Source organism: Streptomyces sp. NPDC127595 (assembly GCF_042671685.1).
Taxonomy (GTDB): domain Bacteria; phylum Actinomycetota; class Actinomycetes; order Streptomycetales; family Streptomycetaceae; genus Streptomyces.
This window is the reverse complement of the sequence record NZ_JBHXWK010000014.1, coordinates 134676-157627: the sequence shown is the minus strand read 5'-3', so window position 1 is coordinate 157627 and position 22952 is coordinate 134676. Positions and strand designations below refer to the sequence as shown.

Here is a 22952-nt window from a genome sequence, read left to right as displayed (position 1 = left end):
TCGGTCAACTCCGCGCGTCCAGGGGCAGTCGCAGGCTGATACGTCGATGGACCGAGGCGAGTTCGCTCTCCAGGGGTGAGGGCGGGACGGCCAGGACCGGGCAGGTGGCGTGGGCCAGGCAGTACCGGGCGGTGGAGGGTGAGAAGGCCCGGTGAACCCAGCTGCGGCAGCCCGCGCCGACCACCAGCAGGTCACCGTCCCGGTCGGCGCACTCCACCAGCGCGCGTCCCGGCGTACCCCGTACGACCAGACCCCGGGACGGAACCTCGGGCCCGGCCTCGCCGAACGCCGTACGCAGCGCCCCGAGCAGCCGCATCCCCGCCGCCTCCCGGAGGTCGGCCGTCGGCGAGGGGAACACCGCACGCCCGTGGGCGAGTTCACCGCCGGGCAGCTCCCAGGCCAGCACGGCCACCAGCTCGGCATCCGCGCGCCGCGCCTCGGCCACGGCCCGGTGCAGGGCCACCAGACTCCCCAGCGAACCGCTCACCCCGACCCCGATGCGCCGCCGCCCGTCGAACTCGCCCATCGCCCGTTCACTCCTCGGCGTACGTCCCTCTGCCTGCATCTCGGCGTCCCATGGAAGTGCCGAGGGGCGTGGGTGGACGGCTCCGTTGGCGATTGCCTGACGCCGGGGCGCCGGTTCATGACGCCTCTCTTACGCCGGACAGGCCGTAGAGGAGGTGGGCTTCGATAGAGGCCCTCGATCGGGCGATAGGGAGGCGGTCTTGGACGGGTGCCGCCCGGCAAGGTCACGATGCCTGGGTGATCCCCGTCTTCACGGACGACGAGCCGCCGTGGGCCGGAAGCGGGGACCCGCCGAGGAGTTCCCGTGCTGCTTCCGTGCGCCCCGAAGGTGTGCGACCTGCCCGAGGTGGGCCGCTCTCCCGCTCTCAACCGCACCTCCCGAGCTGAATCCCGCCTTCATGGCGTCTGACGCGCCTGAGCAACCGGCGACCGCGGACGTCCGGGCGAAACGGTCCGCGAACCGCTGGTGGAAACCCGACGAGCCACGGCCTCCCCGCCGCCCCGTCGCCTCGGCGGCCGTCACCACGACGGTCGGCCTCTCCGTGCTGGCGGCCGTGGGGACGCTCACCCACCAGACGGCGCTCGTACCGCCGCTCGCCGCCACGATGGCCATCGTCACCGCGACCCCCCACTCACCTCTCGCACAGCCCCGCCATGTCATCGGCGGCCACCTGCTGTCCTGCCTGGTCGCCTTCGGGGTGCTCGCCCTCGGCTGGCACGGTCCCTGGGCCGCCGCCGTGGCCGCCGGCATCGCCTGCGGACTCGTACTCCTCCTCAAAGCAGCCCACCCACCGGCCATGGCCACAGCCGTCATGATCATGCTCACCCGTCCCTCGGCCGCCCACTTCATACCCCTCCTCGCCCTCGGCGCGGCACTGCTCATCGCGGTACAGATGGTCTCGGCCCGCCTTCAGCGGCAGGTGTATCCCACGTCCTGGTGGTGAGCGGCCGTTGAAGGCCGAGGGCCGCGCGGACGCTTTGACGAAACTCGCGAGTCCTTGCACGTTCCTCTCGGTTCTGAAGATCACCACGGGTCCTGTGCTGCAATCGAGACATGTCTCTGGTTGAACTTCGCGACCTGCTGGAACGGCATGTGCGTCCTGATTTGACCACCGCCATCGAGGACGTCCGGATCTGCAAGGCCGACCATGCCGTGCCGCCGGAGTCCGCGATGTCCGGCACGGTCCTGGCGGTCATCGCTCAGGGCCGCAAGCGTCTGGCACTGGGAGACCGCGTCTACGAGTACGGCGCCGGTCAGTACCTCGTCACCTCGGTCGACCTCCCGGTGACGGGGCATTTCATCGAAGCCGCCCCGGGCCACCCCACGCTCGGTTTCGGGATGACGCTGGACCCTGCCGCCATCGCGGAGCTGCTGTTGCAGTTCGGGCCGGGGGATCCGCCGAGGACGCCCGGCACCGTACTCCCGGGAATCGCGGTCAGTGATGCCCCGGACGAGTTGCTCGACGCCGTCGTGCGGCTGCTGCGCCTGCTCGACCGGCCACGGGACCGGAAGGCGCTGGTCCCGCTGGTCAAGCGCGAGATCCTCTGGTGGCTGATAACCGGGGAACAGGGTGACGCCGTGCGTCAGCTCGGCCTGGCCGACAGCAGCCTGAGCCACATCAGACGTGCGGTGGAGTGGATCCGGGAGAACTACACCCAGCCGTTCCGGGTCGAGGAAGTGGCACAGATTTCGGGGATGAGCGTCTCCGCTTTCCATCGGAACTTCCAGGCGGTTACGGCGATGACCCCGATCCAGTTCCAGAAGCACATCCGGCTGCAGGCGGCGAGATTGATGCTGGCGAACCATCCGAACGACATCACCGGCGTCGGGCACCGTGTCGGATACGACAGTCCGGCCCAGTTCAGCCGGGAATACCGGCGCCAGTTCGGTGCCCCGCCCAGCGTTGACGCGGTGCGCCTTCGGGGCGGATCCGGTCCGCCTGCCGCGGTGCTCCCATAAGCGCCGATTCGGCGAAAGAGGATTGTGCAACCAAGCGAGAGGATCTTGCTGGCTCGGCGACCGCAGCGTTGTTTCCATGGAGGTACCGGAACGTGCCATGAATTTCCGGACGTAGCAGGAGGCGGGTAATGAAGGTCGCCGACCACTTACCGAATGCCCTCCGGTTATCTCCGGTTATCTCCGATTACCTCCGAGGGAGTCAACCATGAAATGCCGCACGCTGGGCAGGTCCCGAATCGAGGACTGCGTCGCGCCTCTCGACGAGGATCGGCAGACCGGGCTGTGACTGCCGACGACGCCGTCGCCCGCGCCCTCGCCATCGGGCCGGACTCCCTGGCGGCCGAGCGCACGATCGACATCACGACGCTGGGTGCGCGCAGCGGTATGCCGCGGCGCATCGAGATCTGGTTCCACCGCGTCGACGGCCGCTGGTACCTGACCGGAATGCCCGGACCTCGTAACTGGTACGCGAACCTGCGGGCTAATCCGCGGTTCACCGTGCATCTCAAACACGGGGTGACGGCCGACCTGCCCGCGACCGCGGTACCGGTCGACGAGCCGACCCGCCGGCGGGTGATCACCGAGGTCCTCGACCTGCAGAACCGGCCTGAGATCGCGGCGCGGGTCAGTCGACGCCAGAACTTCGACACGTGGTTCGCCCACAGCCCGCTGGTCGAGATCGTCTTCGACGACGAGCAGTTGCGGACAGCCTCCTCGGCGTCGGCCGGATAGCTCGAACCGTCAGTGATCAGACAACCGCCGCCCCTCTCTGTGGGTTTCGGCGGCGAACAAGTCCAGGAGACCACCATGCAAGAGAACGTGATCGACAAGATCTACATAGACGGTGAGTTCGTCACCCCGCACGGTACGGAACTCGCCGACCTTTTCAATCCCACCACCGGGAAAGTGATCGGGCAGGTCCAGCTCGCTGACGAAGTGGATACGGCGGCGGCCGTCGCGGCGGCGAAGCGTGCGCTGCCGGCCTGGTCCGCGACATCGAAGGAAGAGCGGCTCGACGCGCTGCGCCGGCTTCAGGCCGCGGTCGCAGCGCGAAGGAACGAAATCGCCGACGCCGTCCTCATGGAGTACGGCGCGCCGGTACGCAATGCGTGGATGGTCGATTCGGCCCCCGGCGCGATCGCCGACATGATCACGACGTTGGAGGGATTCGACTTCGCACGGCACGTCGGCAATGCGACGGTGGAGATGGCACCGATCGGCGTCGCCGGCCTGATCACGCCGTGGAATTCCGATCCGTTCATCATCTGCGACAAGCTCGCGACCGCTCTGGCGGCCGGCTGCACTGTCGTCATCAAGCCGAGCGAGATGAGCGCGACGCAGACCCATGTCGTGACCCAGGCACTCCACGAGGCGGGACTGCCCCGAGGTGTCTTCAACATCGTGACGGGGCGCGGCGATGTCGTCGGGTCCGCGATCACCCGTCACCCTGACGTCGCCAAGATCTCGTTCACCGGCTCGACCGCGGTCGGCAAGGTCATCTTCCGCGAGGCGGCCGAGACGATGAAGAGCCTGACGCTCGAACTCGGCGGCAAGTCTCCGTCGATCATCCTCGACGACGCCGATCTGGAGGAAGTCGTTACGGGTGCGCTCATGGCCGGGTTCGCCAACAGCGGCCAGGCGTGCGTCGCCGGCACCCGCATCCTTGTCCCGGAGGACCGGCTGGACGAGATGCTCGCTGTCGCCACGGCCAAGATGGCCGACTTCCCCGTCGGTGACCCGGGCGACCAGGCGACCGCCGTCGGTCCGATGGTGAGCGAACGGCAGTGGGAGCGGGTCCAGAGCTACATCCGTCGCGGTGTCGAGGAAGGCGCCCGGATCGTCGTCGGCGGACCCGGCCGCCCGGAGAGCCTCGCGGACGGATACTTCGTGCGACCGACCCTGTTCGCGGACGTCACCAACGACATGACGATCGCGCGCGAGGAGATCTTCGGGCCGGTGCTGTCGATCATCACCTACCGTGACGAGGACCACGCCGTCGAGATCGCCAACGACACGGACTACGGCCTGCACGCCTACGTGTTCTCATCAGATCCCGCGCGAGCCCATCGCATCGCGTCGCGCCTTGCGGCGGGTCGAGTGTCGATCAACGGCGGCTTTGAGCCGCTGTCCCCGTTCGGGGGGTTCAAGCAGTCGGGCATCGGACGGGAATACGGCACCTTCGGCCTTGAGAGCTTCCTCGAACCGCGGTCTGTGATGGCCTGACGGGCGCGCCCGGGGCTGGTGACTGATTCACGACCCCGCGCATCAGCAGGCCGTCCAAAAGGAACTCACCGGGCTCTCGCGGACGAGGGCCCGGTGGATCGGGAAATCCGTCCGGTGCCGGTGCCTGGCCGGCTCGGATTCGGTCGGCTCAGATGCGGTGACGGGTCTTCAACTCGCCTATGAACAGGGCCCAGGAGGCGGCGGCGAAGGCCAACGCCGGGCCGTCGGGGGCTTTGCTGTCACGGACGGGGACGAGGCCTGGGAGTCCGGCCGCCACCTCCACGCAGTTGCCGCCCTCCTGATTGCTGTAGCTGCTCTTGCGCCAGGAGATGCCGTTCAATTCGCCTGTGAACGCGGCCCAGGTCTCCGCCGCGAAGGCGAGCGCCGGGCCGTCGGGGGCCTTGCTGTCACGGACCGGCACGATGCCGGGGATTCCGTCTGCTATTTCCACGCAGTCGCCCCCTGCCTGATTGCTGTAGCTGCTTCTGCGCCAGGCGAGTGCGGTCAGTTCGATTCGGGACGTCTGTGTCACGGTAGGTGCCCTCCATCGCTGATCGGATCATGTCGAGCGACATGAGCGGGGGCAGGGCTAATGCCCGCAGGTGATCGTAAATCACGGCGTAGCGCGTCACCCCGTCCGGTTCTTCGACGAGTTGGCCGTGGTCGGCACCCTCTGTGTAGGCGACTTCGGTTCCGTCCGGCAAGGTCAGCAGAGTCAGCGAACCGCCCATTGCCTCATGCCCACCTTGGGCGAACGGGGCTACCTGCACGGTGATATGGCGCTCGGCGGCGGCCTCCAGCAGGCGGGCGAGCTGCTTCCGCATGGTGGTCACGCCACCGATCGGACGCCTCAGTACGGCCTCGTCCAGTACGACCCAGAGCTGCGGACGATCAGGCGAGTCAAGCCGTACCTGCCGTCCGAGTCGCGCGCTGACCCGCTCGTTCAACTGCTCCTCACCGGTGAGTGATGAGTCGAGGCTCAAGACGGCTCGCGCGTACGCCTCGGTCTGCAAGAGGCCCGGCACGACGTGAGCCGCGTACTGCCGGATGGCGACCGCCCTCTCCGAGAGCGCCATGAACGCCCGTGACCAGTCCGGAAACGCCTCGCGGTAGACGTAGGGCCACAGGTCGACCAACAGCCCGTCCGCGCCCAGGACTTCATCAAGGGCTCGGGCCAGCTCCAGAGTCGGCTTCGCCCCCGACGCACGCTCGACCTGGGTGATCCGCGTGGCGACCACGTGGGTCCGCTCGCCCAGTTCCGCCTGGGTCAGCCCCGCCGCCGTACGGAGTCTGCGAACGCGTGATCCGAAGAGGGCCGCCATCGATGATTCCGGGTCGATTTCCTTGGCCAAGGCACTACTTCCATTCCTTACGGTCCGAACGGTAAGGCCCGATCACCTTTTGAGCGTAGGCCCGTATGACGACCCTTGTGTACGGAACGTCACGACTCGCACACACAGTGCGGGACGGGATTGCGACTACGAGAGGGATGCGATGGACGGCACTGTGTCGAAGGAACCCGCGGAGGTGACCGGGAGTCTCCTGTTCGCCATGCGGTTCACGTCGTCTCCCTGCGGAGCCCGGCTCGCCCGGCATCTGACGGTGCGCCGCATGGCCGAGTGGGGCTATCCGTCGACGTCGGACACGTCCGCGACGGTCTCGCTACTCGTCGCCGAACTGGCCACCAACGCCGTACAGCACGGCCGGGTGCCCGGACGGGACTTCCACCTCCGGCTCACCATGGACGTACGAACTCGCCTGATCCGTATCGAGGTTGAGGACGCGTCCACGCGCCAGCCTCGGTTCGGCTCGGAAACCGTCGCCGGGCCGGCGGACGAGTCCGGTCGCGGCCTGCTCCTCGTGGCGGTGCTCGCCGCGCGCTGGGGGACGGCACCTCGTACGCCCGTCGGGAAGACGGTGTGGGCGGAGGTTGTGGCGGACCCGCCGGACAGGGCTTAGGGCCAGCCGTGCAGCGAGACTTCGGGCGCGTCGCCGTCGAGGTACCGGCGGAGGGCCACGGCGCCGGATTTCACGAAGGGATCGGGGAGGGCGCCGACGTCGGTCCAGCGGACCTGGGCGTGCTTGAGCGGCTCGCGGTTCTCGGGTTCGCCGCTCCACTCGTGGGTGGCGAAGACGACGGTGAGGTAGCCGTTGGGGGCTCCGACACCCCATGCGGCGTGGACGATGTGGGCGACCTTCAACGCCTCTGCTCTCACCGTGAGGCCCGTCTCCTCGTACAGCTCGCGCACGGCGGTCACGGTGATCGGCTCGCCGGGTTCGCTCTTTCCGATGGGGAGGTCCCACATACCCTGGCCGAACTTGGCGTTCTCACCGCGCTGGAGGAGGACGACACGGTTGTTGGCCCGGTCGTGGACGATGACCGCGGCGACCAGCGCGGTCATGGATGCGAGGACGGGCTCGAGGAGTTGGGGCTGGTCGTCGGCCTTCGGCTGAGCCACGGTGATCCCTTCGGCGGGTAGGGCGGGTGATATCACGGTCAGGTACGGTCGGGGCCGCTCGTCCCGTCGTACGGCGTGGGCGGTGCGTCAGGGAACCAGCGGACCGTCCAACACCCGTTGCCCCGCCTGCTGATCGCCCTCCCATGTCAGGGCGCCATCGATACGCGGCAGCCGCCGCCCCCACAGCGTCAGCAGCAGGTTCTCCGCGGTGCCGGAGAGCACGGCCACCGGGTCTCCCGGACCGTACGTCCAGGTCGACCCGGTGTCCGTGGCGTCGAGTTGGAGCGCGACCGCGGGCGGGACCGCCCGGCCGCTCGCGATCATCCGCAGGGCCATGGTGTCGAAGACCTCGGACACCCCGTCGTCGACGAGCTCCGCGTTGAGCGGCCCGGGTACGCCGAGGGCGTTCTCGGCGTCCCACCGGTGCACGAGCGTTTCCATGCAACGCCGTCGTTGCCAGAACCCGACGGTGTGCGGCGGATGGAACGTCCAGGCAGCGGTGGACGGATCGGCGTCCAGGGCCGCGAGCAGGGTCTCGGACGTGTGGTCGAACCACCGCCCCAGCGCTGCCGGTTCCCTAGGCGCCGCCGCCGCTCTGAGGTCGCCGTGCCCCTCGGTGACACCGGCGGCTGCCCAGAGGTTCCCCCTGCCCAGATGGTTCGCCAGGTCGTACAGCGTCCAGTCCCCGCAGTGCTCGACCCGCGCGGTCGGATCGCCGTCCAGGCAGGCCCGGAAACCGTCCAACTCGCGGCGCAGATGGAGGAGTAGAGACGCGGATTCCATGCGGCGAACCTATCCCGATCGATCGGGCTCATCGGGCTCATTGTGCTGATGGGGTTGATGGGGCTGATCGGGGGCTCCGCCCATCATCCGCATCATCGCCGGGCCGCCGGTGCGCCAGAACCGTACGAGCAGGGACGCCGCCAGCAGCAGGAAGACGATGTTGAGCCAGGTCGTGTAGTTCCAGGTGATGCCTTCCTCCGGGATCGTGGCGTCGGCCTGGTCCGGAATCAGTCCCAGGCCGCCGAAGGCGAACTCGACGACGTACCCGGCGACGGCCATCGCGGCGAAGAACGTGACCAGCAGGAAGGCGGCCATCCGGGCGCCGTAGTACTTCCGGTAGATGTTCAGGATCGGGAGGATCAGCAGGTCGGCGTAGATGAAGGCGATGACCCCGCCGAAGCTGATCCCGCCCTTCCAGAGCACGACCGCGAGCGGCACGTTGCCGATGGAGCAGACGAACGTCGCGATCGCCACCAGCGGCCCGATGAGCGGCCCGATCAGTTTGGCGGCCAGCGGATGGTCGGTCAGGAAGAAGGCCTGCCAGAAGTCGTCCGGCACCCAGGCGGCGATCGCACCGGCGATCAGCAGTCCGGCCACCAGGTCGCGCAGGATGGCCGCCCACTCCATGACGAAGATGTGCGACACGGACGTAAAACCGGCCCGCGAGAACAGCCGTCGCGCGAAGCCGCCCTCACCACCCACGGACATGTCCATCGCCGCGTGGCCCTCCATGGACCCGGCCAGCCCGCGCTCGGCCTGCTCCCGGGCCTGGCGCAGGAGCCGCTCGCGCAGGAACACCCGGAACAGCACGGCGAGTACGACGATCATGATCGGGCCGCCGACGAACTCCGCCGCCGTGAACTGCCAGCCCATCAACAGGGCCAGGATCACGCCGAGTTCGATCACCAGGTTGGTGGAGGCGATCTCGAACGCCATCGCCGCCGTGAAGTCCGCGCCCTTGCGGAAGAGCGAGCGGGCGAGGGCCACGGCGGCGTACGAGCAGGAGGACGAGGCCGCGCCCAGCCCGGCGGCCACGGCGAGCGTGCGCGGCCGGTCGTCCCCGAGGAGCCGTACGACGGTGGAGCGGCGCACCACGGCCTGCACGACGGCGGACAGCGTAAAGCCGAGAATCAGCGCCCAGGTGACCTCCCAGGTCATCGACCCGGCGATGGACAAGGCGTGCCCGATGGCATCCACGGAGATGCACCCTTCCGGAGGTGGCGGTTGCCTCCGGCGAGTATCCCCCTAGGGGGTATATCCGGGCGGGAGGCGCAGGGTTCAAAGGCCTTCGGTCCCATCGCTTGGCCGCTTCGAGCGTGGATGCTGTCCAGCCGAAGGGGTGACCGCCAGAGAAGATCTCAAGTCGCCTTGCCGAGTCGTATCTTGGCGCCATGAGCGATGAGGACAACCCGGTCCTGTTCGGAAATCGGTGGGCTGGCGCGGTGGGGCCGGGATGGCATCAGGCGGTCGCGACAGGGGCGCCTGCTTCGACCAGTACCGCGTGCGCGGTGAAACTCGTGTGAGCTTTTATCCGGATCGCCAGGACGCCATGGCACCGGGCTAGCTGCATCTCCTGCACCTGATTGAAGGGGCGGTTGCCGACGGCAGAGAGATGTTCAAGCCGCTGGTGGAGCTCAGCCCTCAGGAGCGGCGGCAGATCGTCACGCTGCCACCGACCATCGCCAAGCTGACGGCGGTCAGACACCTCGTCCTGTACGGCGGCAACCTGGTCCGTATCCCGCCGCAGACCGGGGCAATGACAAGCCTGAAGGAGTTCAGCCCGTACACGTCGCACCGGCTGCACGGGTTCCCGTACGAGATCACCCGGTTCTCCAACCTGCGGCAGAGCACGGTGAGTACGCGGTCCCTCTATGGCAACTTCAAGCTGCGGCCGCCCTTCCCTCGCCTTCCCTCGCCTTCGCTCGGCCGGGTGAGGGGCTACCGGCTGTCGCGTCCGAGCAAAGGCCGGCTCTCAGCACCGGCGGACCTGCCGCGCCGCAGGCACAGCCGTCGCATCGACGACTGGCACCGACATGGCCGGGGACAACGCGCTCCCGGTGCCTGCACCTGGCGGGGACAGGCACCCAACGTCTGCAACCGTCATGCTGGCATGCATGGACCAGCGACAACACGGCATGGACCAGCGATCCGAACTCGGTACGTTCCTCCGCGCCAGGCGGGGCCGGCGCCAGCCGGAGGATGTCGGACTCATCGGCTACGGCGGCCGCCGCCGGGTAACCGGATTGCGCCGCGAGGAACTCGCGCAGCTGGCCGGAGTCAGCGTGGGCTACTACACGAGGCTTGAGCAGGGACAGAGTCCGAATGCCTCGGACGCCGTGCTGGACGCGATCGCCCGGGTGCTGCGGCTCAGTGAGGCCGAGCGTGCCCACCTGCACAGCCTGGCTCGTAACAAACCGCGTGCTCGGCGCCGTTCCCGGCCCGAACAGGTCCGCCCCGGTATCCGGTTGATGATCGAGTCCATGGGAGACATGCCCGCGCTGGTCCTGGGCCGCAGTGGTGACGTGCTGTGCTGGAATCGCATGGCGCATGCCCTGCTCGCAGCGCACATCGACTTCGACGCGCCGGCCCAGGCAGGCAGCCGCCCCAGCGTGGCCCGCCTCGTGTTTCTCGACCCTCACACGCGTGAGCTGTATACCGACTGGCGCGAGAAGGCCCGGGACACCGTGGCCGACCTGCGGATGACGGCAGCCCGCTACCCCGACGATCCCCGCTTCACCGGACTCATCGGGGAACTCACCCTGCACAGCCCCGAGTTCGCCTCTCTGTGGGCCGCGCACACAGTGCGCCCCTGCGTTCGGTTCACCCGGAACTTCCAACATCCTCTGGTTGGCGCACTGACCTTGACCAACGAGCTGCTCGACCTGCCCCATGACGAAGGACAACGCGTCGCGGTCTTCAACGCCGAGCCCGGCTCACCCTCACACGCGGCGCTCCAACTGCTGTCCGACCTGAACTCGGCGCCCTCGGTCGCCCAGCAGGAAACCGCCGTAGCCGACTGATCACCGGCTCATCCCGCACCGATCGCGGCAACTCCGTGGTGTGCGCCGGTCTTTGCTGCCTGACGTTGGTACAAGGAGCACCCCGAGACGTCACTGAGGATCGATGGTCCGACGCACGGCCGGAGCCTGCACCTGTCGGGGGTAGACACCGCAGGCCTATCCACCGCAGAGGGCTGGGTAGCGCATCCCCCGGACCACAGGGTTGTTCTCACCAACCCAAAGTTCATTTGTGAGAGGCATCCCTCCATCGTGGTAACCAACACCCCCCGTCCTGCTTCCGAAACACCCGACAAACTGAGCGTGCGAGGCTGGCTCACCCTGATCACGCTGTGCAGTGCAACCTTCCTGATCGCGCTGGACTTCTCGATCGTCACGGTGGCGCTGCCCGAGATCGGTCGCGATCTGAACTTCGCCACCGCCGGCGACCTGCAGTGGGTGGCCACCGCCTGCCTGCTGCCCACAGCGAGCCTCCTCCTGCTCTTCGGCCGCGTCTCGGACCTCGTCGGTCGGCGCCGCCTGTTCATCCTGGGCATCATCCTGTTCACCGGGCTGTCTCTCGTGGGCGGACTCGCACCCAACCCCGCCGTCCTCATCGCGGCCCGCGTCGGCCAGGGCATTGCCGCCGCAATGATCGGCCCCACCGCCATTGCCCTGATGACCGCTTCCTTCCGCGAAGGACCGCAGCGCACCAAGGCCCTCGCGGTCAACGGGGCCCTGCTCTCCCTCGGCTTCGTCATCGGCACCATCGGCGGCGGCCTCATCACCAGCGGCCTCAACTGGCGCTGGACCATGCTGATCATGGTGTTTCTCGGTGCGTTCGTCCTGCTCGGCGCGGCTGTCCTGCTGCCCAAGGACGGCGCCCGTATCGCCGCCCGGCTCGATGTACCCGGCGCAATCCTCGCCAGCGGCGGTCTGTTCGCTCTGGTCTACGGCATCTCCACGGGTGCCGACGCGGGCTGGACCAGCGGCTCCACGCTCGGCTCCCTCATCGCCGCCGCGCTGCTCATCGCCGCCTTCCTGCTCGTCGAAGCCCGCCACCCGGCCCCCCTCGTGTCGCTGGAACTGCTCAAGCGGCCCACGGTCAAATGGAGTTTCGTCGTCGGCTTCGTCACCTTCGGAATGTGCGGCGGTACCACCGTGCTGCTCAGCCTCTACATGCAGGACGTCCTGGGCTACTCGGCACTCGCGACCGGCTTCGGCTTCCTCGCCGAGGGCGTCGCCGCGCTCCTCGCCGGCACCATCGCATCGAAGTTGATCCGCTCACTGGGCACACGCCAGACCATGGCTCTCGGGCTCCTGGTGCAGGCCGTCGGCACCGGATTCATGGTCTTCCTGCCCGCGGACAGCAACATCCCGCTGCTGGTGGTCACCTCAGGCGCGATGGGCTTCGGCCACGTCCTGGCCGTCGTTGCCTTCATCACCACCCTCACCTCCGGCCTGCGCACCGACGAACAGGGTGTGGCCGGCGCGCTCTCCCAGATGCCGCAGTTCGTCGGAGCCATCGGCGTGGCCGGGCTGGCCGCCATCGTCACCGCCCGCTCCGCCTCACTCGCCTCCACCACCACGGACAAGCTCGCGACCCTCGGCGGCCTGCACGCCGCGACGCTCGCCGCAGGATTCGTCTGCATCGCCGGCCTTCTCGTCGCGCTCACCCTGCTGCGTCGCGCGGCCCCTGCTCCGGAGCCCGCAACCGCAGCCTGAACCCGCTCGGTGGCACAGCCCGGGTGAGCTGCCAAGCTCCCTCCTCGCCGCGATGAGGATCGTTCATTAAAACGAACGTGAGGTTCACTGTCTTGGCATTGTTCGGTATGATAGACACATGGTTCATTCAATCGAGGGTTCTCGGGTGGGTGCGCAGGTCGGTGTCTACCTCGATGACACCTACCTGGAGCAGGTCGATACGCGGGTGATCGCGGTCGGCGAGACGGGCGGGGCGCCATGGGCGGCCGTCGAGCACTGTCTGTTCCATCCGCAGGGCGGGGGTCAGCCCGCCGACCGGGGGTGGCTGGAGGACACGGAGGTCGTCCCGGTCCGGGACCGGGAGTCGGGACTGGTCGTGGCGGTGGCGCCCGAGGGCGGCAGCCTTCCGCCTCTCGCCGCGGGACAGAAGGTGCGAGCCCGTATCGACCTTCCGACCCGGACAGCTCACGCCGCGCTGCATACGGCCGGTCACCTCGTCGAGGCGGTCGGGCGGATGCAGAGGTGGGAGATGGTCGGCAGTAACCATTTCCCCGGTCAGGCGCGCATCGAGTTCCAGGCGACCCCGGCGGACACGCGGCTGGCCTCCCCGGAAGGGCGGGAGGAGGTGACTGCCCTGCTGCGCGCCGCGATGACGGCCGCGGTCGCCGACGATCTGCCGCTCTCTGTCAGGTGCCTCGCCGAGGGGCGACGCGTGGTGCACTTGGACGCGCTGCACGCCGCGCCCTGTGGGGGCACACACGTGCGCAGTCTCGGTGACCTCGCCGACGTGGTGCTGTCGGCGCTGAAGGTCAAGAAGGGCCGTGTCCGCGTGTCGTATGCCACAACTCACGTGCCGTATGCCGCGAGTCAAGTGCCGTACGCCGCAACTCGCTTGTCGCGCGCGGCAACTGGCGTGCCGTACGCGGCAACTGGCGTGCCGCACGCCGAAACTCACTTGGCGCACGCCGCAACTCCCCTGTCCGGCAACGCGATCCACGCGCCGGACACCGCAACGCACAGGAGCCGTTGATGACACCCCCGCCCTCCGGCCGCCAGCCGGTGAGCAGTACCGCGGCCGCGGTCGGTGCGAAGATCCGGCTGCGTCGGCAGCAGCGCGGTATGAGCGCCGCGGAGATGGCCCGGCGCGCCGGGCTGAGCAAGGCCACGCTGTCGCAGCTGGAGGCCGGCAACGGCAATCCGACGATCGACACCCTGGACGCCATCGCGATCGCCCTGCGCATCCCGATCGCCGACCTGCTGGCGCGTGACGCCGACACCGGGCCGGTCTTCCGGCCGGGCACGGACGTCGAGCCCGGCGAGGTCTCGCGCGAACTGCTGCGCCGTATCAGCAGCGGCAACAGCCTGGAGATCTGGCGGCTGCGCATCCCGCCCGAGACGGAGCTGCCCGGCGTCCCGCACGCCACCGGCACGATCGAGCATCTGATCGTCGCCGCCGGGCACTTCACCGCAGGCCCCGTCGACGCTCCCCAGGAGCTGGGCCCCGGCGACATGCTCGCCTTCGCCGGAGACGCCCCGCACTTCTATCGCACCGGCGCCGAGGAAGTGGACGTCACCGTCGTCTTCGCTTCCCCCATCAGCACCTGAAGCCGACGTCAGCGATTGAGACCCAGCCCCTGAGACCGAGGAAGCCCCCTCATGAGCATCGCCACCATCACCACCACCCCCTCCAGCCGCGCCTTCATCAGCGACAACATGGCCGGCGCGTCCCCGCAGATAGCCCAGGCCGTCGCGGACGCCGCCGTAGGGCAGGTCCTGCCCTACGGCAACGACCCCTTCACCGGCAGCGCCAGCCGCAGGCTCGGCGAGATCTTCGAGCGGGATGTCGATGTGTTCCCGGTGTCGACCGGGTCCGCTGCCAACGGCCTGAGCCTGGCCGCCCTCACCCCGCCGTGGGGCAGCGTGCTCTCGCACCCCGGCAGCCACATCAACACCGACGAATGCGGCGCTCCGGAGTTCTTCACGGGTGGCGCCAAGCTCGTCGGCGTACCGGGACCGGACAGCAAGATCGACCCCGAGGCGCTGGGGGCGGCGGTGCGTCGCCGGGCCGGTGACGTGCACAGCGTGCAGCCGTCCGTGGTGAGCATCAGCCAGGCCACCGAGAGCGGCAGCGTCTACACGCTGGACGAGATCCGCCGCCTGTCCTCCATCGCCAAGGACGCGGGGCTGCGCGTCCACATGGACGGCGCGCGCTTCGCCAACGCCCTGGTCCATCTCGGCGTCACCGCGGCCGAGATGACCTGGAGGGCCGGCATCGACGTCCTGTCGTTCGGCGCCACCAAGAACGGCGCGATGACCGCCGACGCCATCGTCTCCTTCGACCCGGCGCTCGCCACCGAGCTCGCCTTCCGCGCCAAGCGCGCCGGCCAGCTCGCCTCCAAGATGCGCTTCCACACGGCGCAGATCGACGCGTACCTCACCGACGGCCTGTGGCTGCGCAACGCCCGCCACGCCAACGCGATGGCCACCCGGCTCGGCGACGGCCTCAAGGCCATCCCCGGCACCGGCCTGCTGGCCACCCCGCAGGCCAACATCCTCTTCTGCCGCCTGCCCCAGCAGACCACCGAAGGACTCCTCGCCGACGGCTACGCCTTCTACCACGACCGCTGGGAACCGGGAATCGTCCGCTTCGTCACCGCCTTCTCCCACAGCACCGACGACATCGACCAACTCCTCGACGCGGTACGCCGCCACACGCACTGACCTCGGGCCGCCGAGCCGCCGAGCTGTACTGCTGTCGTGGTGCCGGAAGGCGTACGACCGGAGCTGCGCGCTCCGGAGCCACGCGACGTTCCTCGTGCGGTCCGCGTACCGTCCCTCGCGCCGCCACTGCCGGCCTCCCTCCCGCCGTGAAGCCCCACCGGTGCCGACCGCACAGCCGTTGCGCAACATAAGGTTGCGGATCGGCGGAGGGGCTACTAGAGTTATACGCAACCGATGGTTGCTCAAGGGAGGTCCGTGATGGAGTTCGGAAAGCTGGAGCGCGAGATCCGCATCGATGCGGCACCGGAGATCGTGTTCGATGTGGTGAGTCGTCCCGAGCACATCAAGCTGTGGTGGTCCGACGACGCCTCGTTCGAGCCCGAGCCGGGCGCGGTCGGCGAACTGGTGTGGGGTGACCGCGCCGCGGTGGAAACGATCACGGTGGTCGACGTGGATCCGCCTCACAGGTTCACGTTCCGCTGGGTCGCTCCTGAAGGTCAGCTGCCCGATGCGGACAACTCTCTGCTGGTCACCTTTGAGCTTGAGCCATCCGGGGACGGCACGATTCTGCGCCTGACGGAGAGTGGCTGGCGGGAGAAGGGCTGGGAAGCCGCGGTGCTCGAGGAGGCCTTCCACGACCACGAGCGCGGCTGGGGCGTCTTCCTGCCCCGGCTGCAGAGCTACGCCCCCACCGTGGTGGCGAAATGACCGTCGCCGTCGACGACGAACTCTGGTCGGCGATCGGCGACCCGACCAGGCGCCGCCTGCTCGACCTGCTGCTCGCGGAGGGAGTCGGTACGCCGACCAGCCTGAGCGATCGTCTCCCGATCTCGCGCCAGGCGGTCACCAAACACCTTGGCGTCCTCGATCGCGCTGGCCTCGTGCATGCGACACCGATGGGCCGCGAGCGGCGCTACGAAGTCGACGAGGCGCAGCTCGCCCGCGCAGTCCGTCAGCTGAACGAGGTCGGCAGGAGCTGGGATGCGCGGCTGAACCGCATCAAGCGCATCGCAGAACAGATCCAGCGTCAGAAACGCGAGTGACCAACAGACCGCCGGAAGAGCCGGTGGAAGGCCGGCATGGCGACAGGTACCTCATTCGGAAGAATCAATCACTTTTGGAGGACACCATGAGCGGATTGCTGCTCGGCGAAAAGACCGCTGTGATCTACGGAGGCGGCGGCGCGATCGGCGGCGCGGTCGCACGGGTATTCGCCCGGGAAGGCGCGCGGGTCTTCATCGCGGGGCGGACGCAGGAGAAGCTGGACGCCGTGGCGCGTGATGTCGCGGCCGCGGGTGGCAAAATCGAGACCGCGCAGGTCGACGTTCTCGATCAGCAGGCGGTCGAAAGGCACGCCGACGCGATCGCGGAGACGTCCGGCGGCATCGACATCGCCCTCAACGCCGTGAGCGTCATGCACGACCAGGGGACTCTGCTGGCGGACCTCTCGCTGGAGGAGTTCATGCGGCCGGTCGACGGATTTCTGCGGACGCTGTTCATCACGAGCAAGGCTGTGGCACGGCACATGGGCGGCGAGCGTCCTGGTGTCATCCTGACCTTGTCGGAGCCGGGTTCCAAACTGGCGGTGGGCGGCATCTTGGGGCACAGCGTGAGCGCGGCCGGGAAGGAGGCCTTCTCGCGGGTTCTGGCCGCGGAGCTGGCACCCGGCAACATCCGGGTGATCTGCATCCGACCACACGCTGTCGTCGATGCGCCCGCAGCGGGTTCGTACACCAAGGACCTCTTCAAGCAGACCGCGGCTGCGGGCGGGCAGTCCGTCCAGGAAATGCTCGAGGGTGGGGGGATGGTGCAGGGGACCCTTCTGAAGAGGCTGCCCACGCTCTCCGAAATCGCGGAGACGGCCGCGTTCCTGGCTTCGGATCGAGCTGGAGCCATGACCGGAACGGTTGCCAATCTGTCCGCCGGCGCACTTGTCGACTGAGGCTGAGGCCGCCATGTCCGATCAGACCGATCAGACCGATCAGAGCAATCAAACCGATCAGACCAATCGGGCCAACAAGGCCGAGCTGCTTCGTTCCCTGCACATCCCGGGCGCTCCGCTGGTGCTGCCGAACGCCTGGGACGTGGGCAGCGCCCGCGCCGTCGTCGACGCGGGCTTCCCGGTGGTCGCGACCGCGAGCAACGCGATCGCCGCTGCTCTTGGCTACGACGACGGAGAGGGCGCCCCCAGCGAGGAGATGATGTTGGTCGCCCGGCGCATCGCGGCCTCTGTCGACGTGCCGGTCACCGTCGACGCCGAGGCCGGCTACGGGATGGCGCCGGAGGCGCTGGTCGAACTGCTGAGCGGGATCGGAGTCGTCGGCTGCAACATCGAGGACAGTGATCACGCCCATGGCGGCCTGATCGACGTCGATGTCCGCGCCGCCTACATCGCGCGGATACGCGAAGCCGCCGACCGTATCGGGGTGCCGCTGGTCATCAACGCCCGGATCGACTCCTTCTTCTCCACCTCGCCCCTGGCCGAGAACCAGAGGCGTGCCGATGCGATCAGCAGGGCCGCGGCGTACTGGTCGGCCGGCGCTGATTGCGTGTTCCCCATCGGAGCCGGTCCGGACGACCTCCGGGCCTTCGTCGTCGAGGTCCGCGCGCCGGTGAACGCCGGTCTTCCGCTGAATCGCGGGTCGCTGGACGAGCTCCGCGCACTCGGTGTGGCCCGGGTCTCCATGGGGCCCCAGCTGTACCGCAGCGCACTCGACCACCTGCGCACCGAGCTCCAGCCCCTCTTCGAGGCACGGAAGTGACTGACCGGCCGGCGCACACGAAAAAGGCGGGGTCCGAAAACCCCGCCCGCTATCAGTGAAATCCCGCCTGCTACCCGAGAAATCCCGCCTGCTACCCGAGAAATCCCGCCTGCTACCCGTGAAATCCCGGCTCACGGCCAAACAAGACAATAAGGCTGATGCCCCGCCTCATGCAGCCGGTGGCTGAAGTCCTGCCACTCATGCAGCAGTTGGTACACATTGAACGCATCCCGCGGCCCGCCCCGGTCCGGGACCGTCGACCAGATGAAGGCGGCCGCGCCGACCTGCTCCTCGCCTATGCCGCGGAGGGGGTCGACGACGGTCATGGGGAGTTTGACGACGGCGTAGTCCGGGTGGAGGACGACGAGTTCGAGCGGGGGGACCTTGTGGAGGGGGACGCCTTCTATACCGGTGAGGACCATGGCTGCCATGGTTTCCGGCTTGATCTTGGTGAACATGCCGTTCATCCCGAGCTCGTCGCCGCCGAGTTCCTCGGGGCGCATCGAGATCGGGACCCGGGCTGCCGTCGCACCGTCGGGCGCGCCGAAGTATTTGTACGTCACCCCCACCCGGCCACCATTCCCGCTCCCTGCCGCCAGCCGCTCGATCCTGCGGTCGGCACGCTCGGGGTCCTGTCCGGCTCTGGCCCCGGCCGCTTCCTCCGCCTCGCGTCGGTGCTTTCCCCCGCGGGCACGCCGAGGACCGAGGTCATCGGTCCCCTCGCCCAGTCCGCCACCGCGATGCATATTCTCCACCCGACTGCTTTTCTAAGGCGCGCGACCCCCGCCACGCAACCCGATCATCGTGACAGTGACCTCCCCCACGGCCGCACGCCGAAACGTGCGCTGAAACACCTGTCCGCAGGATCTTCGCGGCCTCTGAACACCATCGTTCATGTGAGCTGTCCGTACCAGGTCCCAGTTTCGCAGATGGCCGGGGGTCGCAGCCCGTTTGTCGTACCGAGCATGGACCCGCCGGCTGTGCGATGGCTGGGATCTTCCGTACGTGGCACGGGGCGCCCGCGTTCACGACACCTCCACCCAGGTGTCCACCGGGTGCCCGCGGTGGCGCGCTCTCGTGCCCGCGGCGGCCGGAAGCCGCTGGCCTACCCTGAGTAGGTCACTAGCCCCCCGGAGTCGGAGACGTCGCAGGTCATGACCGAACTGCCTTATCCCTATGAAGCCCCAGCCTCGCAGTCTCTTTTCGACCGTGCGGCCATTGTCACGCCAGGTGGCGTGAACTCTCCTGTGCGCGCGTTCCGTGCCGTGGGCGGTACGCCCCGGTTCATGGTGTCCGGTAACGGTCCCTACCTCACCGACGCCGACGGAAGGGAGTATGTCGACCTCGTCTGTTCCTGGGGGCCGATGATTCTCGGGCATTCTCAGCCCGAAGTCATCGCCGCGATCCAGGACGCCGTCTCGCGCGGTACGTCCTTCGGTACGCCCGGCGAGGGTGAGGTCGCCCTCGCCGAGGAGATCGTCGCCCGGGTCGAGCCCGTCGAGCAGGTCCGGCTGGTCTCCAGCGGGACCGAGGCGACCATGTCGGCCATCCGTCTCGCGCGCGGGTTCACCCGGCGGGCGAAGGTGATCAAGTTCGCCGGGTGTTATCACGGTCACGTCGACTCGCTGCTCGCGGCGGCCGGGAGCGGGGTGGCGACGTTCGCGCTGCCCGACACCCCCGGCGTCACCGGGGCCCAGGCCGCCGACACCATCGTTCTCCCCTACAACGACCTCGAAGCCGTGCACGCCGCCTTCCACGCGCACCCCGGTGAGATCGCCTGTGTGATCACCGAGGCCTCGCCCGGGAACATGGGCGTCGTGCCGCCACGGCCCGGGTTCAACCAGGGACTGAAGGATGCCTGCGCGAAGAACGGCGCGCTCTTCGTCTCCGACGAGGTGATGACCGGGTTCCGCACCAGCAAGGCCGGCTGGTACGGCATCGACGGGGTCAGGCCCGACCTCATGACCTTCGGCAAGGTCATGGGCGGGGGCTTCCCGGCCGCCGCCTTCGGCGGACGGGCCGATGTCATGGGCCACCTGGCACCCGCCGGGCCGGTGTACCAGGCGGGCACGCTGTCCGGGAACCCCGTCGCGACCGCCGCGGGGCTCGCGCAGCTACGACTGCTCGACGACGCGGCGTACGAGAAGATCGACGCGGTGAGCGAGCAGCTCCGCACCCTCGTCACGGAGGCGCTCGGCAAGGAGGGCGTGACCCACCGGGTGCAGAACGCCTCCAACATGTTCTCCGTCTTCTTCACCGGGCGTGAGGTGCGCGACTACGAGGACGCGAAGGCGCAGGAGTCCTTCCGGTTCACCGCGTTCTTCCAGTCGATGCTGGCGCAGGGCGTGTATCTGCCGCCCTCGTCGTTCGAGTCCTGGTTCGTCTCCACCGCCCACGACGACCGGGCGATTCAGCGGATCGCCGACGCCCTTCCGGCGGCGGCACGGGCAGCAGCGGAGGCCACGGCGGCATGAGCCACGACAACAGCAATGGCAGCACCCTCGGCGGCGGCGCCTCCGAAAGGGCCGACGACATCACCGTCGTACACCTGATGCGGCACGGTGAGGTGGCCAACCCGGACGGAGTTCTTTACGGGCGGCTGGCCGGGTACCACCTCTCCGAGCTCGGGCGGCAGATGGCCGACCGGGTCGCCGAGCACCTCTCCTCGCGGGACGTCACGCATGTCGTCGCCTCACCGCTGGAGCGGGCGCAGGAGACCGCGACGCCCATCGCCAAGGCGCACGGGCTCGACCTGTCGACCGACGGGCGCCTCATCGAGGCGGAGAACATCTTCCAGGGCAAGACCTTCGGCGTCGGGGACGGCGCCCTGCGGCGGCCGGAGAACTGGAAGTACCTCGTCAACCCCTTCAAGCCGTCCTGGGGTGAGCCGTATGTGGATCAGGTCGTACGGATGATGGGGGCGCTGGACGCCGCCAAGGACGCGGCCCGTGGGCATGAAGCGGTGTGTGTCTCGCACCAGTTGCCCATCTGGATCGTGCGCTCCTATGTGGAGCGGCGGCGGCTGTGGCACGACCCGCGCAGGCGGCAGTGCACGCTGGCGTCCCTGACGACCTTCACCTACCGCGGCGACAAGATCGTGTCCGTGGGCTACACCGAGCCCGCGCGCGATCTCGTCCCCGCCCACCTTCTCGCCGGCGCCAAGCCGGTGAAGGGGAAGGACAAGGCGTTCGGCGCGTGAGTGGCCGTACGGGGAGTGGCCGTACAGGGAGTGCCCCCACAGGGGGGTGTCCGTCTCTCCCCGTATGGCGTACGCCCCGTCACATAGCGTAGGGATTCCTGCCATCTGAGCGTATTTTCGTAAAAACAGCTGAATGTGCGCGAGTGTGGCGGAACCCCCGTCTTCCTCACGCCCTCTCATGGGATGTCGGCCGGAGCCGGCCAAGAGGGCGCGAGGAAGACGGGGACGGAATGAGGGACATCAGTCGCAGGGGAATGATCGGCCTGGGCGCCGGTGTCACGGCCGCGCTGGGACTCGCGGCCTGCGGTACCGCACCGCAAGAGGGCGCGGGGCACGGTGGCGGTTCCGGGAATGGGCAGCCGGGGGCTCCGAAGAACCCCGTGCGTCCCCTCGGTGACGGTTCCACCGCCTTCACGGGGAAGCAGCCGGGGCGGCCCGCGCAGCCGGTGCCGCTCGAACCCGGCGAGACCCCGCCGCAGTTCGTCATCTTCTCCTGGGACGGCGCGGGAGAGGTCGGGACGGGACTCTTCTCCCGCTTCCTCGAACTCGCCGAGGACCACGACGCCCACATGACGTTCTTCCTCTCCGGGCTGTATCTGCTCCCCGAGTCGAAGAAGCGCATGTACGCGCCGCCCAACAATCCCAAGGGCGCCTCCGAGATCGGCTATCTCACCGACGACCACATCAGGACGACGCTGAAACTCGTCCGGCAGGCCTGGCTCGAAGGCCATGAGATCGGCACCCACTTCAACGGCCACTTCTGCGCCGGCACCGGATCCGTCGCCAACTGGACGTCCGCGCAGTGGCGCAGCGAGATCGACCAGGCGAAGTCCTTCGTCAAGGAGTGGCGGACCAACAGCGGCTGGACCGATCTGCCCCCGCTGCCCTTCGACTACGAGACGGAACTCATCGGCGGCCGCACCCCGTGCCTGCTCGGCCAGAGCAAGCTGTTGCCCACCGCCAGGGAACTCGGCTGGCGCTACGACGCCTCCTCGCCCGGCGGCGTCCAGCGCTGGCCGCGGAAGAACCAGGGCCTGTGGGATCTGCCACTCCAGGCGATGCCCTTCCCGGGGCACAGCTTCGAGGTGCTCTCGATGGACTACAACATCCTCGCCAACCAGTCCGTCAACACGACCAGGGCGCCCGCCTACAACTACCCGGCCTGGCGCACCCAGGCGACCCGGTCCTACATCGCCGGATTCAAGCGGGCGTACGAGACCAACCGCGCCCCCTTCTTCATCGGCAACCACTTCGAGGAGTGGAACGGCGGCATCTATATGGACGCCGTCGAGAAGGCCTTCAAGTACATCGCGCGGGAGAAGGAGAAGGGCGAGGACGTACGCCTCGTCTCCTTCCGGGAGTTCGTGGACTGGCTGGACGTGCAGCGGCCCGAGGTGCTGGCCGGGCTCCAGACGCTGGACGTGGGGCAGAAGCCGGCCGGCGGCTGGAAGGCACTCCTCGCAGATGTCGGAACGCGGGCCGGTACGCAGGCTGGGACACAGGACGGGACACAGGACGGGACACAGTCCTCCAAGGGGTCCGAAAAGGCCGCCTGAAATGCGGGTTTCCGCCCGCAAGGGGGGCGCGCAAGATCCCCGGAACGGACATGCGAAACTTTTC

24 protein-coding genes are annotated in these 22952 nt (G+C 68.5%); 17 read left to right on the top strand and 7 right to left on the bottom strand.

The features are described from left to right. Window positions 1–4: 4 nt before the first annotated feature. Window positions 5–526, bottom strand: a complete 522-nt coding sequence (locus ACFVKT_RS34675) for a universal stress protein (protein ID WP_385738999.1) — start codon at window positions 524–526, stop codon at window positions 5–7. A 397-nt stretch (window positions 527–923) separates the two neighbouring features. On the opposite strand from ACFVKT_RS34675, the gene ACFVKT_RS34670 reads away from it, so the two are divergent. The 4 genes from ACFVKT_RS34670 (at window position 924) to ACFVKT_RS34655 (ending at window position 4708) form a co-directional block, all read left to right on the top strand. Then, entirely contained in the window at window positions 924–1469 is a 546-nt protein-coding gene (locus tag ACFVKT_RS34670; protein WP_385738997.1) for an HPP family protein, read from the top strand. Window positions 1470–1579: 110 nt separating this feature from the next. Next, window positions 1580–2485, top strand: a complete 906-nt coding sequence (locus ACFVKT_RS34665; RefSeq protein ID WP_385738995.1) for an AraC family transcriptional regulator N-terminal domain-containing protein — start codon at window positions 1580–1582, stop codon at window positions 2483–2485. Window positions 2486–2767: 282 nt separating this feature from the next. Then, on the top strand, window positions 2768–3217 hold the full coding sequence (locus ACFVKT_RS34660; protein ID WP_385738993.1) for a nitroreductase/quinone reductase family protein: 450 nt from the start codon (window positions 2768–2770) through the stop codon (window positions 3215–3217). 75 nt (window positions 3218–3292) lie between these two features. Beyond that, entirely contained in the window at window positions 3293–4708 is a 1416-nt protein-coding gene (locus ACFVKT_RS34655; protein WP_385738991.1) for an aldehyde dehydrogenase family protein, read from the top strand. Between the two features lie 148 nt (window positions 4709–4856). Here ACFVKT_RS34655 and ACFVKT_RS34650 read toward each other — a convergent pair whose 3' ends face one another. Continuing rightward, complete coding sequence (locus ACFVKT_RS34650) at window positions 4857–5159, bottom strand: DUF397 domain-containing protein (RefSeq protein WP_385738989.1); 303 nt, start codon at window positions 5157–5159, stop codon at window positions 4857–4859. Beyond that, window positions 5116–6030, bottom strand: coding sequence for a Scr1 family TA system antitoxin-like transcriptional regulator (locus tag ACFVKT_RS34645; RefSeq protein ID WP_385739193.1), 915 nt, complete (start codon window positions 6028–6030; stop codon window positions 5116–5118). The genes ACFVKT_RS34650 and ACFVKT_RS34645 overlap by 44 nt, the downstream gene beginning before the upstream one ends. Window positions 6031–6202: 172 nt before the next feature. Between ACFVKT_RS34645 and ACFVKT_RS34640 the strand changes: the two genes are divergently transcribed. Then, the gene (locus ACFVKT_RS34640) at window positions 6203–6667 is read left to right on the top strand and encodes an ATP-binding protein (protein ID WP_385738987.1); all 465 of its coding nucleotides are present in this window, start codon (window positions 6203–6205) and stop codon (window positions 6665–6667) included. Here the strand turns inward: ACFVKT_RS34640 and ACFVKT_RS34635 are convergent. The 3 genes from ACFVKT_RS34635 to ACFVKT_RS34625 all read right to left on the bottom strand — a co-directional run bounded on the left by ACFVKT_RS34635 (window position 6664) and on the right by ACFVKT_RS34625 (window position 9147). Continuing rightward, window positions 6664–7167, bottom strand: a complete 504-nt coding sequence (locus ACFVKT_RS34635) for an NUDIX domain-containing protein (protein WP_385738985.1) — start codon at window positions 7165–7167, stop codon at window positions 6664–6666. The genes ACFVKT_RS34640 and ACFVKT_RS34635 overlap by 4 nt on opposite strands. 87 nt (window positions 7168–7254) lie before the next feature. Beyond that, a complete protein-coding gene (locus ACFVKT_RS34630) occupies window positions 7255–7950 on the bottom strand; it encodes a maleylpyruvate isomerase family mycothiol-dependent enzyme (protein WP_385738983.1) in 696 nt (231 codons plus the stop codon). A 9-nt stretch (window positions 7951–7959) separates the two neighbouring features. Beyond that, window positions 7960–9147, bottom strand: coding sequence for a permease (locus tag ACFVKT_RS34625; RefSeq protein WP_385738981.1), 1188 nt, complete (start codon window positions 9145–9147; stop codon window positions 7960–7962). A 917-nt stretch (window positions 9148–10064) separates the two neighbouring features. Here ACFVKT_RS34625 and ACFVKT_RS34620 point away from each other — a divergent pair. The 9 genes from ACFVKT_RS34620 (at window position 10065) to ACFVKT_RS34580 (ending at window position 18133) form a co-directional block, all read left to right on the top strand. Further along, window positions 10065–10970: a helix-turn-helix transcriptional regulator gene (locus ACFVKT_RS34620; RefSeq protein ID WP_385738979.1), complete on the top strand. Its 906-nt coding sequence runs from the start codon at window positions 10065–10067 to the stop codon at window positions 10968–10970. A gap of 300 nt (window positions 10971–11270) precedes the next feature. Beyond that, entirely contained in the window at window positions 11271–12671 is a 1401-nt protein-coding gene (locus ACFVKT_RS34615) for an MFS transporter (RefSeq protein ID WP_385738977.1), read from the top strand. 118 nt (window positions 12672–12789) lie between these two features. Next, complete coding sequence (locus tag ACFVKT_RS34610; protein ID WP_385738975.1) at window positions 12790–13680, top strand: metal-dependent hydrolase; 891 nt, start codon at window positions 12790–12792, stop codon at window positions 13678–13680. Next, window positions 13680–14255, top strand: a complete 576-nt coding sequence (locus ACFVKT_RS34605; protein WP_385738973.1) for a helix-turn-helix domain-containing protein — start codon at window positions 13680–13682, stop codon at window positions 14253–14255. The genes ACFVKT_RS34610 and ACFVKT_RS34605 overlap by 1 nt, the downstream gene beginning before the upstream one ends. A gap of 51 nt (window positions 14256–14306) precedes the next feature. After that, entirely contained in the window at window positions 14307–15371 is a 1065-nt protein-coding gene (locus ACFVKT_RS34600) for a threonine aldolase family protein (RefSeq protein WP_385738971.1), read from the top strand. Between the two features lie 258 nt (window positions 15372–15629). Further along, on the top strand, window positions 15630–16079 hold the full coding sequence (locus ACFVKT_RS34595) for an SRPBCC domain-containing protein (RefSeq protein WP_385738969.1): 450 nt from the start codon (window positions 15630–15632) through the stop codon (window positions 16077–16079). Next, window positions 16076–16414 (top strand): ArsR/SmtB family transcription factor, encoded by a 339-nt coding sequence (locus ACFVKT_RS34590; RefSeq protein ID WP_385738967.1) that lies wholly within the window; start codon window positions 16076–16078, stop codon window positions 16412–16414. Before ACFVKT_RS34595 ends, ACFVKT_RS34590 begins: the two co-directional genes overlap by 4 nt. Window positions 16415–16500: 86 nt before the next feature. Next, window positions 16501–17313, top strand: coding sequence for an SDR family NAD(P)-dependent oxidoreductase (locus tag ACFVKT_RS34585; protein ID WP_385738965.1), 813 nt, complete (start codon window positions 16501–16503; stop codon window positions 17311–17313). A 13-nt stretch (window positions 17314–17326) separates the two neighbouring features. Beyond that, window positions 17327–18133, top strand: a complete 807-nt coding sequence (locus ACFVKT_RS34580; RefSeq protein ID WP_385738963.1) for an isocitrate lyase/phosphoenolpyruvate mutase family protein — start codon at window positions 17327–17329, stop codon at window positions 18131–18133. Window positions 18134–18264: 131 nt separating this feature from the next. On the opposite strand, the gene ACFVKT_RS34575 is transcribed toward ACFVKT_RS34580, so the two are convergent. Beyond that, window positions 18265–18702: a hypothetical protein gene (locus tag ACFVKT_RS34575; RefSeq protein ID WP_365439446.1), complete on the bottom strand. Its 438-nt coding sequence runs from the start codon at window positions 18700–18702 to the stop codon at window positions 18265–18267. A gap of 585 nt (window positions 18703–19287) precedes the next feature. On the opposite strand from ACFVKT_RS34575, the gene hemL reads away from it, so the two are divergent. From hemL to ACFVKT_RS34560, 3 genes are all read left to right on the top strand, one after another. After that, complete coding sequence (gene hemL, locus ACFVKT_RS34570) at window positions 19288–20607, top strand: glutamate-1-semialdehyde 2,1-aminomutase (protein WP_385738961.1); 1320 nt, start codon at window positions 19288–19290, stop codon at window positions 20605–20607. Beyond that, window positions 20604–21332, top strand: a complete 729-nt coding sequence (locus ACFVKT_RS34565) for a histidine phosphatase family protein (RefSeq protein ID WP_385738959.1) — start codon at window positions 20604–20606, stop codon at window positions 21330–21332. The genes hemL and ACFVKT_RS34565 overlap by 4 nt, the downstream gene beginning before the upstream one ends. A gap of 230 nt (window positions 21333–21562) precedes the next feature. Continuing rightward, window positions 21563–22888, top strand: a complete 1326-nt coding sequence (locus ACFVKT_RS34560) for a hypothetical protein (RefSeq protein ID WP_385738957.1) — start codon at window positions 21563–21565, stop codon at window positions 22886–22888. The last annotated feature ends 64 nt before the right edge of the window (window positions 22889–22952 follow it).

What these genes read in the sequence shown, in the direction of transcription:
- ACFVKT_RS34565 (WP_385738959.1), top strand. Translation starts at nt 20,604, where the DNA reads ATGAGCCACGACAACAGCAATGGCAGCACCCTCGGCGGCGGCGCCTCC.
- ACFVKT_RS34610 (WP_385738975.1), top strand. Translation starts at nt 12,790, where the DNA reads ATGGTTCATTCAATCGAGGGTTCTCGGGTGGGTGCGCAGGTCGGTGTC.
- ACFVKT_RS34675 (WP_385738999.1), bottom strand. Translation starts at nt 526, where the DNA reads ATGGGCGAGTTCGACGGGCGGCGGCGCATCGGGGTCGGGGTGAGCGGT.
- ACFVKT_RS34595 (WP_385738969.1), top strand. Translation starts at nt 15,630, where the DNA reads ATGGAGTTCGGAAAGCTGGAGCGCGAGATCCGCATCGATGCGGCACCG.
- ACFVKT_RS34630 (WP_385738983.1), bottom strand. Translation starts at nt 7,950, where the DNA reads ATGGAATCCGCGTCTCTACTCCTCCATCTGCGCCGCGAGTTGGACGGT.
- ACFVKT_RS34580 (WP_385738963.1), top strand. Translation starts at nt 17,327, where the DNA reads ATGTCCGATCAGACCGATCAGACCGATCAGAGCAATCAAACCGATCAG.
- ACFVKT_RS34670 (WP_385738997.1), top strand. Translation starts at nt 924, where the DNA reads ATGGCGTCTGACGCGCCTGAGCAACCGGCGACCGCGGACGTCCGGGCG.
- ACFVKT_RS34590 (WP_385738967.1), top strand. Translation starts at nt 16,076, where the DNA reads ATGACCGTCGCCGTCGACGACGAACTCTGGTCGGCGATCGGCGACCCG.
- ACFVKT_RS34585 (WP_385738965.1), top strand. Translation starts at nt 16,501, where the DNA reads ATGAGCGGATTGCTGCTCGGCGAAAAGACCGCTGTGATCTACGGAGGC.
- ACFVKT_RS34665 (WP_385738995.1), top strand. Translation starts at nt 1,580, where the DNA reads ATGTCTCTGGTTGAACTTCGCGACCTGCTGGAACGGCATGTGCGTCCT.
- ACFVKT_RS34560 (WP_385738957.1), top strand. Translation starts at nt 21,563, where the DNA reads ATGAGGGACATCAGTCGCAGGGGAATGATCGGCCTGGGCGCCGGTGTC.
- ACFVKT_RS34600 (WP_385738971.1), top strand. Translation starts at nt 14,307, where the DNA reads ATGAGCATCGCCACCATCACCACCACCCCCTCCAGCCGCGCCTTCATC.
- hemL (WP_385738961.1), top strand. Translation starts at nt 19,288, where the DNA reads ATGACCGAACTGCCTTATCCCTATGAAGCCCCAGCCTCGCAGTCTCTT.
- ACFVKT_RS34655 (WP_385738991.1), top strand. Translation starts at nt 3,293, where the DNA reads ATGCAAGAGAACGTGATCGACAAGATCTACATAGACGGTGAGTTCGTC.
- ACFVKT_RS34640 (WP_385738987.1), top strand. Translation starts at nt 6,203, where the DNA reads ATGGACGGCACTGTGTCGAAGGAACCCGCGGAGGTGACCGGGAGTCTC.
- ACFVKT_RS34605 (WP_385738973.1), top strand. Translation starts at nt 13,680, where the DNA reads ATGACACCCCCGCCCTCCGGCCGCCAGCCGGTGAGCAGTACCGCGGCC.
- ACFVKT_RS34645 (WP_385739193.1), bottom strand. Translation starts at nt 6,030, where the DNA reads ATGGCGGCCCTCTTCGGATCACGCGTTCGCAGACTCCGTACGGCGGCG.
- ACFVKT_RS34620 (WP_385738979.1), top strand. Translation starts at nt 10,065, where the DNA reads ATGGACCAGCGACAACACGGCATGGACCAGCGATCCGAACTCGGTACG.